Here is a 12,311-nt window from a genome sequence, read left to right as displayed (position 1 = left end):
ACGGCATCCGCAACCGGCCAATAGCTCACTCCGCCCGAATCATCGTCCCGAACGCCTGATCCGTCAGCACTTCCAGCAGCATGCTGTGCGGCACACGCCCGTCGATGATGTGCACAGCCTTCACGCCGCGCTTGGCTGCATCCAGCGCGCCGGCGATCTTGGGAATCATGCCGCCGGAGATAGTGCCATCGGCGCACAGTGCGTCGATCTGCGCGGCAGACAGCTCGGTGAGCAACTGGCCCTGCTTGTCCAGCACGCCGGCGATGTTGGTCAGCATCAGCAGTTTTTCGGCCTGCAGGTTGGTGGCCAGCGCGGCAGCGACCACGTCGGCGTTGATGTTGTAGCTCTCGTTCTGCGCGCCAAAGCCGATCGGGCTGACCACGGGGATGAACTGGTCATCCTGCAGGGCCTTGACCACGCTGGGGTCGATCACCTCGATGTCGCCCACCTGGCCGACGTCGTGTTCCTTGCTCGGGTCGTCCTGGTCTTTCAGGCGCAGCTTGTGTGCGCGGATCATGGCGCCGTCGCGGCCGGTGAGGCCCACGGCCTTGCCGCCGGCCTGGTTGATCAGGCCGACGATGTCCTGCTGCACTTCGCCGGCCAGCACCCATTCCACCACTTCCATGGTTTCGTCGTCGGTGACGCGCATGCCCTGGATGAAGTGGCCCTGCTTGCCCAGGCGCTTGAGCGCCGATTCGATCTGCGGGCCGCCGCCGTGCACCACCACCGGGTTGATGCCGACCAGCTTGAGCAGCACGATGTCTTCGGCAAAGGCCTTCTGCAGCGCCGGGTCGGTCATGGCATTGCCGCCGTACTTGATGACCATGGTCTTGCCATGGAACTGGCGGATGTAGGGCATGGCCTGGGAGAGGATTTCGGCCTTGGCGCGGGGGTCGAGCTGGGTGAGGTCTGTCATGGCGACGGATGAAAGAAGGTAGTGAGCGCTACCGCAAAGGCAGCGGCGGAAGTCATCGTCAACTATACCGCGACGGCGCGGGCCGGGAAGGCGCACAATAGCGGTTTGCACGTTTTGCCATCATCCCGATTCACACCATGACGAAAAACTTCGCCCTCATCGGCGCCGCCGGCTACATCGCCCCGCGCCACATGCGCGCCATCAAGGACCTCGGCCACAACCTGGCCGTGGGCTATGACATCAACGACTCGGTCGGCATCATCGACAGCATCTCGCCGCAGAGCGCGTTTTTTACCGAATTCGAGCGCTTCTACGATTACGCGCACCGCCTCAAGCGTGACCCGGCCACCGCGCTGGACTATGTGAGCATCTGCACGCCCAACTACCTGCACCATCCGCAGATCACCGCAGGCCTGCGCCTGGGCTGCGACGTGATCTGCGAAAAGCCGCTGGTGCCCACGCCCGAACTGCTGGACGATCTGGCGCTGGTGGAGCGCGAAACCGGCAAGCGCGTGTTCAACATCCTGCAGCTGCGGCATCACGATGCCATTCTGGCGCTGCGCGAGAAGGTCGCCGCTGCCCCGCGGGATACCAAGTTCGATGTGGAGCTGACCTACATCACCAGCCGCGGCAAGTGGTACATGGAGAGCTGGAAAGGCGATCCGCGCAAGTCCTTTGGCGTGGCGACGAATATCGGCGTGCACTTTTACGACATGCTGCACTTCGTGTTCGGCAAGCTGCAGGACAACGTGGTGCACTACAGCGGCGAGCAGAAGGCGGCCGGCTATCTGGAATACGAGCGTGCGCGCGTGCGCTGGTTTCTGTCGATTGACGCCAACGATCTGCCGGATGAGGTCAAGGGCAAGAAGACTACCTACCGCAGCATCGACATCAGCGGCGAGGAGCTGGAGTTTTCCGAAGGGTTTACCGAGCTGCACAAGGTGAGCTACGAAGAGATTCTGGCCGGACGTGGCTACGGGCTGGACGATGCGCGGCACTGCATCGAGACGGTGAATGTGATCCGCTCGGCGCGGGTGGTGGCGCCGAGGGATGGGCAGGGGCATCCGGTGCTGGGGCGGCTGTCGCACAAGTAAGACGAGCCCGCGCGGCAGAGGCCCACGGTGTTGGTAACGCCGCCGCCCATTACCCTCCAGCGTTGCACTCCACTGCTCAAGCGTTTACAATCTTTGGACTATATTGATTTTTTGTAAACCTCGGGAGGCTTGGCATGCTTGGTACACGACTCCAGCGCGCACGCAAGGCCGCCGGACTTTCCTTGCGCGCTTTGGGCGAGCGCATCGGCTTGTCGCACACTGCCATCCAGAAATACGAGGATGGCAACAATGTGCCGGATTCGGCAACGCTGCTGCGTCTGGCTCGCGCGCTGAATGTACGCACGGAATATTTCTTCCGGCAGGAAGAGGTGACACTCGAAACCGTAGAGTACCGCAAGCGAAGCACACTGCCGAAAAAGCGCTTGCAGGCCATCACGCACGAGTTGCTTGACCTGATCGAACGTCGTCTGGAGCTGGAGTCACTGTTCGCGCCCGCCTGCACCCGCGCATTTGAGCCCATCCGAGGCTTGCCTGATCGGATCACGCGATGGGACGAAATTGAGACTGCTGCAGAATCAGTGCGCGGCGCCTGGCAGCTTGGGCTGGATGCCATTCCCTCGCTGGTAGACGTGCTCGAAGCCTGGGGTATTCGCGTTTTCATGGTCGATGGCGATGCCGATCAGAAGTTTGATGGACTGGCTGCGCATGTTCAAGGCAAGCCGGTTGTGGTTGTCGGACGGCACTGGCCAGGCGATCGGCAACGCTTCACGCTGGCCCATGAGCTGGGGCATTTGATGTTGGGTGGCCGGCTCGCCGAAGAACTGGACGAAGAGCGTGCCTGTAACCGTTTTGCCGGCGCTTTTCTGTTTCCGCGGCCCGCAGTTTTCTTCACCTTGGGCACGCGTCGCACATCCATTGAAATGAAGGAACTGTCACTTCTTAAAAGTGAATTTGGCCTGTCAATGGCAGGCATTCTGTACCGTGCGCTGGATCTGGGCATCATCTCGGAGGCATACCGTACCCGGTATGCCCGATTGTTCAGCATGAAAGGATGGCGGCGGGTGGAACCCGGCCCTGCCTACCCTTCTGAAGAAGCGCAGCTGTTCCAGCACTGGGTTTTGCGTGCATTGGCCGAAGATTGCATTGGCGAATCCAAGGCAGCAGAGCTGCTGAGCATGTCCCTGCTTCAGCTGAAGGAGTTCCGCATCGTCAAGGATGAGCATGCTGCTCTTGATTAGTGACGCGAACATCCTGATTGACATGGAGGCTGGTGGACTGTTGCTCCCCATCTTCAGCCTGGACTGCACATTCGCAGTTCCGGATATTCTCTACCATGAAGAGCTGGAGGCAATGCACAGCGATTTGCCTCACTTGGGCCTGGTGATACATACCATGGACGCTGAAGACATCAGCAAGGTGCTATCGCTTGGCAAGGCATATCGTGCCCCTAGTCGCAACGATCTGTTTGCTCTGATTCTGGCACGCAAGCATGGCTGCCCCCTTCTGACCGGCGACAGGGCGTTACGGAAAGCCGCGGAGACAGAGTCAGTCGAGGTAAAGGGAAGTGTTTGGTTGCTGATGGAAATGGTGCATCAACAACGCATTACGGCGCAGGTGGCCCGCGCCGCGCTGCAGAAAATGCGCGACCAGGGCAGACGCTTGCCCTGGGCTGAGTCCGAAAGACAACTGGCAGCTTACGAATCACAATCTTGAGGATCCATGGTGTCCCTATCCTTCTCCATCCATCCCACCGCCATCGTCGACGAAGGCGCCCGCATCGGCGCTGGCACCCGCATCTGGCACTGGGTGCATGTCTGCGCCGGCGCGCGGATTGGCGAGCGCTGCTCGTTGGGGCAGAACGTGTTTGTCGGCAACGATGTGGTGATCGGCAACAACGTCAAGATTCAGAACAACGTGAGCGTGTATGACGCCGTGACGCTGGAGGATGACGTGTTCTGCGGGCCGAGCATGGTGTTTACCAATGTGTACAACCCGCGCTCGGCCGTGACGCGCAAGGACGAATACCGGCGTACGCTGGTGAAACAGGGCGCCACGATTGGCGCCAATGCCACCATCGTGTGTGGCAGCACGGTGGGGCGCTACGCCTTTGTCGGTGCCGGGGCCGTGGTGCAGAAGGACGTGCCGAATTTTGCGCTGGTGGTGGGCGTGCCGGCGCGGCAGATCGGCTGGATGAGCCGGTTTGGGGAGCGGCTGGAGTTGCCGCTGGAAGGCGAAAAAGAGGCGGTTTGCCCGCATACAGGCGAGCGGTATCTGCTGGCCGGGCGCACTGTGACACTACAGGAAAGACCGTAAGCTGGCGGGATGCACCCCTGAGCTTTACAATGCCTTGGCAATTGCAAGAGTCACACGAGTCCATGAAAGCCCATCCAACTTCACCGCAGCATCTGGCTTTGCAAGCTGTTGCACGCGCGCTGCAAACAGCTCAGCGATCAGAGGCGTATTTTGCGGAGTATCGCAAGCATCACTCCATCGTGGAGCCGGATGCGAATGGGCAAATCGTGCGTCACTATCCTGATGGCCGGAGTGTCGTCCTGCGCAAAATGCGCACGCAATGAAACAGCCTCCCCTCGCGGTGTTCTACTCCGGTGCTAACGGCGCCGGCAAATCTACCATGCGGGAGCGGCAGCAGGATACGTATCCAGACATGCTGCATCTCGATCCCGATGCCGTTGCGCGCGAAATTGAGCCCCGGAATCCCCGCTCCGTTGATATCCAGGCTGCAAAAGAGACACTAAGGCGCTTTCGCAAGGTCGTTGCAAGCCGCAAAAGCTTTTCGCTTGAGACCACGCTTTCCGGAATTACCATCCTGCACCGGATCAAGGAAGCCAGGGATGCCGGCTACTGGATCGAATTGCACTACGTTGGGTTGCCTGACCCCCAGTGCAATATTGAACGGGTTCGCGAGCGCGCCGAACGCGGATTGCACTTCATTGATCCAGACGTGGTTTGTCGACGCTACACGGAAAGCCTCAAAAACTTGCCAAAGGTTCTGCCGCTCGTCGACATTGCATTCATCTACGACAACTGGAGCAAGCCCATGCACCCGTATGTCGTGTACGCAGACAGTGCTTTTTCTGAGTTGGATAAGCCGGTGCCTGAATGGATCAGGTCCGCCTTGGATCTCCATGCTTCCGAGGCATGAATGCACCACCCACAATTGATCAAAATGGATTTCATCGACCTCAAGACCCAATACGCCGCGCTGAAAGACCGCATCGCCGAACGCATGCAGCGCGTGCTGGACCATGGCCAGTACATCATGGGGCCCGAAGTGGCCGAACTGGAAGCCGCGCTGGCCGAGCGCACGGGCGCCAGGCATTGCATTACGGTATCCAGCGGCACCGAAGCGCTGCTGATCAGCCTGATGGCGCTCGGCCTGAAGCCGGGCGACGAGGTGATCACCACGCCGTTCACCTTTGCCGCCACGGCCGAGGTGATTCTGCTGTTGGGAGGGATCCCGGTGTGGGTGGATGTGGAGGAAGACACCGGCCTGATCGACGCCACGCAGATCGAGGCCGCCATCACGCCGCGCACGCGCGCCATCATGCCGGTGAGCTTGTACGGGCAGGTGCCTGACATGGACGCCATCAACGCCATCGCGGCGCGCCATGGCAAGCTGCCGGTGATCGAGGATGCAGCGCAGAGTTTCGGCGCCATCTACCGCGATCGCCAGAGCTGCAACCTGAGCACCTTCGGCTGCACCAGCTTTTTCCCGAGCAAGCCGCTGGGCTGCTATGGCGACGGCGGCGCGATTTTTACCAATGATGACGCGCTGGCGCAGGCCTGCCGCGAGATTCGCATCCACGGCCAAAGCAAGCGCTACACGCACACCCGCGTGGGCGTGGGCGGGCGCATGGACACGCTGCAGTGCGCCATCGTGCTGGCCAAGCTGGAGCGCTTTGACTGGGAGCTGCAGGAGCGCCTGGTGCGCGGACAGCTGTACAACGCCGCGTGCGACGCGGCCGGCATTGCGCGCGTGCACCAGCGCGCGGACCGCAACAGCGTGTTCGGGCAGTACACGGTGCGTGTGCCCAACCGCGATCAGATTCAAGAGCGCCTGAAGGCTGCCGGCGTTCCGACGGCCGTGCACTACCCCGTACCGATGAACCGCCAGCCGGCCTACGCCGGCCTGTGCGAGCGCCCCACTCCGGTGACGGACCGCCTTGCCGCGGAAGTGATGAGCCTGCCGATGAGCGCAGACCTGACGCTGGCGCAGCAGGAAGCGGTGATTCAGGCGCTGCGGCAGGCGGCTGCCAAGTGACGGTGGATTGCCCTGCCATGGACCTGAACAACGTCTCGAACGCAAGCAGGTCGTTCGCCGCGGCGCCACCACGCAAAGCCTCATGAGCCTGCTGCGCTCTACCCTCACGCTGCTCGCCGGCGGTGCGCTGGCACAGCTGATCCCCCTGCTGCTGGGGCCCGTCATCACGCGCCTGTTTACGCCGGAAGCGTTCGGCGTGTTTACCAGTTTCAGCACCATCGCCGCGACCGTGGCGGTGGTGGCCTGCGCGCGGTACGAGTTCGCCCTGCCGATGGCGCGGGAGGCGCGTGAGGCGCGTGAGGCGGACAGTCTGCTGGCGCTGAGCCTGCGCATTTTGCTGGCCGTGCTGCTGCTGAGCCTGCCGCTGGCGTGGGCGCTGCATCGCTGGGGGTATCTGCCGCTGCCCGGGCTGCTGCCGCTGGCGGTGGTGGCAGCGGGATTGCTGCAGTTGCTGACGATGTGGAGCAACCGGGCGCAGCGCTTCCGGGCGCTGGCGATCAGCCGGGTGCTGCAGTATGGCGGCACGGCGGTGCTGCAGGTGCTGCTGGGGGCCGCGCTGTGGTGGCAGGCGCGTTCGCCTGCGGGCAGCGCATCGGCCTGGGCGCTGGTGGCCGCTCCGATCGCTGCGGCGATGATCGCCAGCCTGGTGCTGCTGCGCCCTGCTCCTGCGGCTGGGTGGCGTGGCGTGCTGCCGTTGCTGCCCAAAGACAAGCCGGATCTTCCGTTGACGAACGATGCCATACAAGCGGATGACCTCCGCCGTGTTGCGTCCAAATACCGCGATTTCCCTCTGCTGAATACGCCGCACGCCTTTCTCGGTACGCTGCAGGATGCGCTGGCCGTGGCACTGCTGATTGCCTGGTCCGGGGAGGCTGCCGCCGGTTTCTGGGGGCTGGCCTTGCGCTACCTGAAGGCGCCGGCCACGCTGGTGGGCAGTGCCGTGTCGCAGGCGCTGTATCCGCGTCTGGCCAACGCCCGGCCGGCCGATGCGCAGCGCGCCGTGCGGCAGATCATGCTGCTGCTGGGGGCGGTGGCCTTGAGTCTGATGGCCGTGCTGATGATTGCCGGGCCGTGGCTGTTCCACCTGGTGTTTGGCGAGCAGTGGCGCGACGCCGGCGAACTGGCACGCGCGCTGGCACCATATATCGCGGCCCATTTCGTGGCTGCGCCGCTGGCGGTGGTGACCATGGCCTGGAAAGCGCAGCGCTGGGCCTTCCGCTGGGCGCTGGTGGGACAGCTGGCGTTTGTGCTGGCGCTGGCGCTGGGGCTGCGCCTTGGCGGGCTGATCGCCGGAGCCTGGGCCGTGTCTGCGGCGATGGTGCTGTATTTCGGCATCTATTTCTGGCGGCTGGCGTTCTGGCCGGCGATTCCGGAGCCGGAGCCGCAGGATCCGGCCGAGCCCGGGGTGAAGGAATTGGTGAAGGAGATGCCATGAGACGGCACAGAGGGCCGGCCAATTCAACAGGCACGCCTTGACACGCTGCAGAGCAGCGCCGCCGCATCACTGAAAACGACGTGCATCGAGATGCTTCAGTCCAGATGAGCGCTCCAGATCACCGACAATAGCCCCTTATGTCCAGCCCCAGCCCTTCGCTCCGCCTGCGCGCTGCCTTCAACCGGCTGCGCCGCCGTGCGTGGCATGCGCTGTTTTTCCGCATGCTGTTCGGTGAAATGCAGCAGAGCCGTGCGCTGCCGCTGACGCGCATTTCGCCCAGCACCTGCATCGAGCACGAAGACCGGCTGGAACTGGACGATGACGTGTTCATCGGCCATTTCAATTTCATTGAGGCCAGCAACGGCGTGCGCATCGGGCGCGGCACGCAGGTGACAAATTTCATTAGCATCGTCAGCCACAGCACGCATCGCAGCGTGCGGGTGGCGGCGCGGCTGTCCGGCGCACCAGAAGCGGCAGCCGATGGCAGCCAGCCGAGTGATATCCGGGCACCGATTGCGATTGGGGCGCATTGCTTTATCGGTCCGCACAGCGTGATCGAGGCAGGGACGACGCTGGGCAAGGGCTGCCTGGTGGCGGCTGGCAGTCGCGTACGCGGCACGTTCGGGGACTTTGCGGTGCTGGCGGGCAACCCCGCTCAGGTGGTAGGCGACACGCGCTCGCAGGATGCGCGCTGGCTGGCATCACATCCCGAATACCGGGCGGCTTACGAGAGCTGGGCCGGCGCCCTGCCTCGCGACTAAGGCCTCGCATGCCCTACCCCATACGCGCCGTGGCCACTGTTTGGATCTTCCAGGCCTATTGGCCCAATGCCTGCCAGACGCAAGCCCCGCAAGCCCCGCAAGCCCCGCAAGCCCCGCAAGCCCCGCAAGCCCCGCAAGCCCCGCAAGCCCCGCAAGCCCCGCAAGCCATGCTATCCGCTCTGCGCGGTACACTCGCCTCGCCATGACTGAAGGCTCTCTCTCTTCCCTGCCAGCTCCTCCCACTGAACAAGCGCCCCTGCGCTACGCGCTGGTGGGCGACGGCAACAGCCCGCACCTGCTCAAGTGGGCACGTGCACTGGCGCCTCTGGTGGAGCTGTGGGTCTGCTCCAGCCGCGGCTTCGCGCCCGAACTGGAAGCCCTGGTGCCCGCCGGACGCCGCCTGGCCCTGAACACCGATCCGGCGCACGGCGGCGGCAATATCGCGCTGCTGCGCAAGCTGCCCGTCGTGGCGCGCTGGCTGAGCCGCATCGACGCCGACTGGATCAACCCGCACTACCTCACCTCGCACGGAACGCTGGTGCTGCTGGCGCATCGCCTCTGGCATCTGCGCGGGCGCGTGCTGGCCTCGGCTTGGGGCAGCGACATTCTGGTGACGCCGCAGCGCAGCAAGCTGTATCGCCGGCTGACGCAGGCCATTCTGCGCCATGCCACGCTGTGCACCAGCGATTCGCAGCACATGACGGCGGTGATGCAGCAGTTGGGCGCGCGCGAGGTGTTGACTTTTCCGTTCGGGCTGGATGCATTGCCGCCCGCGCCGGGCAGTCTCAAACAGCCTTGGCTGTTTTATGCCAACCGCGGCCTGGAGCCGATCTACCGGCCCTTCCGCGTGCTGGAGCTGTTCCGCAGCATCGCCGCCTGGCAGCCCGAGGCACAACTGATGGTCGCCAATGACGGCAGCGAGCGCGCCGGCATGGAGCGCTGGGTGCAGCAGGAAGGGCTGCAGCAGCGCATCCGCTTCGTCGGCCGACTGAGCGCTGCCGAGCAGGCGCTGCAATACGATCAGGCGCAGTGGTACATCAGCCAGCCGCAGAGCGACTCGGTGGCCGTGTCGGTATTGGAGGCCATGGCGCACGGCTGCGTTCCGCTTCTGAGTGATCTGCCGGCCAACCACGAGCTGGTGCGCGATGGCGACAATGGCTGGATCGTGCCCGAACGCGTCGGCAGTGCCGAGCTGGGCACCCGTAGCGCGGCCATGCTGCCCCTTCTGCTGGAGCGGGCCGACGTCATCGCCGAAAACAACCGCCAGTGGGTGCACGACCACGGCCTGTTCCCCCCTGCAGTGGAGCGTCTGGTGCTGACACTGCAACGCTTGTCATGAACATTCTCTATCTCAACCACTACGCCGGCAGCCCGCTGCACGGCATGGAATACCGCCCCTACTACCTGGCCCGCGAATGGGTGCAAGCGGGGCATCAGGTGCGCATGGTGGCGGCGGATTACAGCCATGTGCGGGCGAAGCAGCCTGTGCGGCCGGGTGCTGCCGGCCCTTGGTCCGAGATCATCGATGGCATCGATTACCACTGGTACCCCTCCCCGCCCTACGCAGGCAACGGCTTGGGCCGCGTCAAGAACATCTGGGCATTTCTGCGCCAGGTCTGGACGGACGCGCCACAGATCGCGCGTACCTTCCAGCCCGACGTGGTCGTCGCCAGCAGCACCTACCCGATGGACATCTGGGTGGCCAAACGCATCGCCCGCCTCACGCGCAAGACGGGCAAGCCCTGCAAGCTGGTATTCGAGGTGCACGATCTGTGGCCGCTGTCGCCGATCGAGCTGGGCGGCATGTCGCCGCGCCATCCCTTCATCATGCTGTGCCAGGCGGCCGAAAACCATGCCTACAAACATGCCGACGTGGTGGTCAGCATGCTGTCCAAGGTGGCCGATCATATGCAGAGTCACGGCCTGGATCTGCGCAAGCTGCACATCGTTCCCAATGGCATCACCCTCGATGAATGGCAGGGCGATGCGCCTGCGCTGCGCGAGGATATCGTTGCGCACATAGTGGCGCAGAAAGCGGCTGGCCGCACGGTAGTCGGCTACGCCGGCTCGCATGGCACCCCGAACGCACTCGATGTGATGCTGCAGGCGGCCGAATTGCTGCGCAATGAACCGTTCAGCTTCGTGCTGGTAGGCGACGGCCACGAAAAGGCCGCGCTGCAACGGCAGGCCACTGCCCTGGGGCTGGACCAGGTGGCGTTCTTCGATCCGATTCCCAAAGCGCAGATCCCCTCCTTCCTGGCCGGGGTAGACATCGCCTACATCGGCTGGCAGCGCGTGCCGATCTACCGCTTCGGTATCGCGCCGAACAAGCTGATGGATTACATGATGGCGCGCTGCGTGGTGCTGCACTCGGTGGAAGCCGGCAACGATCCGGTGGCTGAAGCGGGCTGCGGTATTACCGTACCACCGGCCGATCCGCCGGCCATTGCCGCCGGACTGCGCGAACTGGCCCGGCTGGATGCCGCGACCCGCGAGCGCATGGGCCAGGCGGGACGGCAGTTCGTGCTGGCCAATCACACTTATCCGGTGCTGGCGCAGCGCTTTATCGAGAGTTGCTCCTGATATCGTTCCACATGCTGTTGCGCCCTGCCCACCTCCTGACGCTTGTGCATCCTGCCACGGCTGCGTGACTGCTCCACCTGCGACAATACCCCCTGTCATGAATACTCCCGCCTTCATCCCCTTCGCCCGCCCCGACATCGGCGAGGAAGAAATCGCCGCCGTTGCCCATGCCATGCGTTCCGGCTGGGTCACCACCGGCCCGGAAACGCGCGCCTTCGAACAGGAGTTTGGTGACTACCTGGGCGGCGGCGTGCAGAGCATTGCCGTCAACTCCGCCACGGCCGGCCTGCATCTGGCGCTGGAAGCCATAGGCATCGGCCCCGGTGACGAGGTGATCGCGCCCACGCTGACTTTCACCGCCACCACCGAGGTGATCCGTTACCTGGGCGCCGATCCGGTGCTGGTCGATTGCGATCCGGTCACGCTCAACATCGACCCGTGCAAGATCGAGGCCGCCATCACGCCGCGCACCAGGGCCATCATGCCGGTGCACTATGGCGGTCTGGCCTGTGACATGGACCGGATTTTTGCAATCGCGCAAAAATACCAGCTGCGCGTGCTGGAAGATGCCGCCCACGCCCTGCCCACCACCTGGAAGGGCACGCTGGCGGGCCAACTGCCCAGCGATGCTGCCGTGTTCAGCTTCTACGCCAACAAGACCATGACCACCGGCGAAGGCGGCATGGTGATCACCAAGGACGAGGCGCTGGCCGCGCGCATGAAGGTGATGCGCCTCCACGGCATCAACCGCGATGCCTTCGACCGCTTCACCAGCAAGACACCGGCCTGGTATTACGAGATCGTGGCGCCCGGCTTCAAGTACAACATGACCGACATGGCTGGCGCGCTCGGCCGCGTGCAACTCAAGCGCCTGCCGGCCTTCCTGCAGCGCCGCCAGCAACTGGCGCAGCGCTATCTGGAAGCGTTGAAGGAACTACCGCTGATTCTGCCCGCCGACGCCCCGGCCGGCGATGTGCACTCCTGGCACCTGTTCGTGCTGCGCCTGGCCGAGAACGCCAGACTCACGCGCGACGAAGTGATCCAGCAGCTCAGCGATGCCGGCATCGGCACCAGCGTGCACTATGTGCCGCTGCACCGCCAGCCCTACTGGCGCGACCGCTACCAGCTCACGCCTGAAATGTTCCCGGAAGCGGACAAGGCCTACCAGAGCATGTTCAGCATCCCGCTGTTCACGGCCATGAGCGATGGCGAGCAGGAGCGCATCATCGCGGCGCTGCATGCCATTCTGGGCTGAGCGATCCTCTGCCCGTCGGCACTG

General features: G+C 63.8%; 13 protein-coding genes. 12 read left to right on the top strand and 1 reads right to left on the bottom strand.

Translation table 11 applies throughout. The features are described 5' to 3' along the window. Window positions 1–25: 25 nt before the first annotated feature. Complete coding sequence (gene argB, locus ACX36O_RS01580; RefSeq protein WP_213362537.1) at window positions 26–916, bottom strand: acetylglutamate kinase; 891 nt, start codon at window positions 914–916, stop codon at window positions 26–28. Window positions 917–1,053: 137 nt separating this feature from the next. Between argB and ACX36O_RS01575 the strand changes: the two genes are divergently transcribed. From ACX36O_RS01575 to ACX36O_RS01520, 12 genes are all read left to right on the top strand, one after another. Further along, window positions 1,054–2,010 carry a Gfo/Idh/MocA family protein gene (locus tag ACX36O_RS01575; RefSeq protein ID WP_488359960.1) on the top strand — a complete coding sequence of 319 codons (957 nt, stop codon included), beginning with the start codon at window positions 1,054–1,056 and terminating at the stop codon, window positions 2,008–2,010. Between the two features lie 134 nt (window positions 2,011–2,144). Further along, complete coding sequence (locus ACX36O_RS01570; RefSeq protein WP_488359959.1) at window positions 2,145–3,209, top strand: helix-turn-helix domain-containing protein; 1,065 nt, start codon at window positions 2,145–2,147, stop codon at window positions 3,207–3,209. After that, entirely contained in the window at window positions 3,193–3,684 is a 492-nt protein-coding gene (locus ACX36O_RS01565) for a PIN domain-containing protein (protein ID WP_488359958.1), read from the top strand. Before ACX36O_RS01570 ends, ACX36O_RS01565 begins: the two co-directional genes overlap by 17 nt. A gap of 6 nt (window positions 3,685–3,690) precedes the next feature. After that, a complete protein-coding gene (locus tag ACX36O_RS01560) occupies window positions 3,691–4,284 on the top strand; it encodes an acyltransferase (protein ID WP_488359957.1) in 594 nt (197 codons plus the stop codon). 62 nt (window positions 4,285–4,346) lie between these two features. Next, the gene (locus tag ACX36O_RS01555; RefSeq protein WP_213362531.1) at window positions 4,347–4,547 is read left to right on the top strand and encodes a hypothetical protein; all 201 of its coding nucleotides are present in this window, start codon (window positions 4,347–4,349) and stop codon (window positions 4,545–4,547) included. Continuing rightward, entirely contained in the window at window positions 4,544–5,134 is a 591-nt protein-coding gene (locus ACX36O_RS01550; protein ID WP_488359956.1) for an ATPase, read from the top strand. The genes ACX36O_RS01555 and ACX36O_RS01550 overlap by 4 nt, the downstream gene beginning before the upstream one ends. A 24-nt stretch (window positions 5,135–5,158) precedes the next feature. Continuing rightward, window positions 5,159–6,253: a DegT/DnrJ/EryC1/StrS family aminotransferase gene (locus ACX36O_RS01545; RefSeq protein ID WP_488359955.1), complete on the top strand. Its 1,095-nt coding sequence runs from the start codon at window positions 5,159–5,161 to the stop codon at window positions 6,251–6,253. An 82-nt stretch (window positions 6,254–6,335) separates the two neighbouring features. Next, a complete protein-coding gene (locus ACX36O_RS01540; protein WP_488359954.1) occupies window positions 6,336–7,688 on the top strand; it encodes a lipopolysaccharide biosynthesis protein in 1,353 nt (450 codons plus the stop codon). 137 nt (window positions 7,689–7,825) lie between these two features. After that, window positions 7,826–8,449, top strand: coding sequence for an acyltransferase (locus ACX36O_RS01535; protein WP_213362527.1), 624 nt, complete (start codon window positions 7,826–7,828; stop codon window positions 8,447–8,449). 202 nt (window positions 8,450–8,651) lie between these two features. Next, complete coding sequence (locus ACX36O_RS01530; protein ID WP_213362526.1) at window positions 8,652–9,788, top strand: glycosyltransferase; 1,137 nt, start codon at window positions 8,652–8,654, stop codon at window positions 9,786–9,788. Then, on the top strand, window positions 9,785–11,032 hold the full coding sequence (locus ACX36O_RS01525) for a glycosyltransferase family 4 protein (RefSeq protein ID WP_488359953.1): 1,248 nt from the start codon (window positions 9,785–9,787) through the stop codon (window positions 11,030–11,032). The genes ACX36O_RS01530 and ACX36O_RS01525 overlap by 4 nt, the downstream gene beginning before the upstream one ends. A gap of 97 nt (window positions 11,033–11,129) precedes the next feature. Continuing rightward, window positions 11,130–12,287, top strand: coding sequence for a DegT/DnrJ/EryC1/StrS family aminotransferase (locus ACX36O_RS01520; protein ID WP_488359952.1), 1,158 nt, complete (start codon window positions 11,130–11,132; stop codon window positions 12,285–12,287). The last annotated feature ends 24 nt before the right edge of the window (window positions 12,288–12,311 follow it).

It is taken from the genome of Brachymonas sp. KE5 (genome assembly GCF_057773645.1).
Note: the sequence above shows the minus strand (reverse complement) of the source record. Positions and strands in the feature narration are given on the sequence as shown.

Bases quoted from the DNA above. Each gene is read 5' to 3' on its own strand.
- argB (WP_213362537.1), bottom strand. From the start codon at position 916: ATGACAGACCTCACCCAGCTCGACCCCCGCGCCAAGGCCGAAATCCTC.
- ACX36O_RS01575 (WP_488359960.1), top strand. From the start codon at position 1,054: ATGACGAAAAACTTCGCCCTCATCGGCGCCGCCGGCTACATCGCCCCG.
- ACX36O_RS01570 (WP_488359959.1), top strand. From the start codon at position 2,145: ATGCTTGGTACACGACTCCAGCGCGCACGCAAGGCCGCCGGACTTTCC.
- ACX36O_RS01565 (WP_488359958.1), top strand. From the start codon at position 3,193: ATGCTGCTCTTGATTAGTGACGCGAACATCCTGATTGACATGGAGGCT.
- ACX36O_RS01560 (WP_488359957.1), top strand. From the start codon at position 3,691: ATGGTGTCCCTATCCTTCTCCATCCATCCCACCGCCATCGTCGACGAA.
- ACX36O_RS01555 (WP_213362531.1), top strand. From the start codon at position 4,347: ATGAAAGCCCATCCAACTTCACCGCAGCATCTGGCTTTGCAAGCTGTT.
- ACX36O_RS01550 (WP_488359956.1), top strand. From the start codon at position 4,544: ATGAAACAGCCTCCCCTCGCGGTGTTCTACTCCGGTGCTAACGGCGCC.
- ACX36O_RS01545 (WP_488359955.1), top strand. From the start codon at position 5,159: ATGGATTTCATCGACCTCAAGACCCAATACGCCGCGCTGAAAGACCGC.
- ACX36O_RS01540 (WP_488359954.1), top strand. From the start codon at position 6,336: ATGAGCCTGCTGCGCTCTACCCTCACGCTGCTCGCCGGCGGTGCGCTG.
- ACX36O_RS01535 (WP_213362527.1), top strand. From the start codon at position 7,826: ATGTCCAGCCCCAGCCCTTCGCTCCGCCTGCGCGCTGCCTTCAACCGG.
- ACX36O_RS01530 (WP_213362526.1), top strand. From the start codon at position 8,652: ATGACTGAAGGCTCTCTCTCTTCCCTGCCAGCTCCTCCCACTGAACAA.
- ACX36O_RS01525 (WP_488359953.1), top strand. From the start codon at position 9,785: ATGAACATTCTCTATCTCAACCACTACGCCGGCAGCCCGCTGCACGGC.
- ACX36O_RS01520 (WP_488359952.1), top strand. From the start codon at position 11,130: ATGAATACTCCCGCCTTCATCCCCTTCGCCCGCCCCGACATCGGCGAG.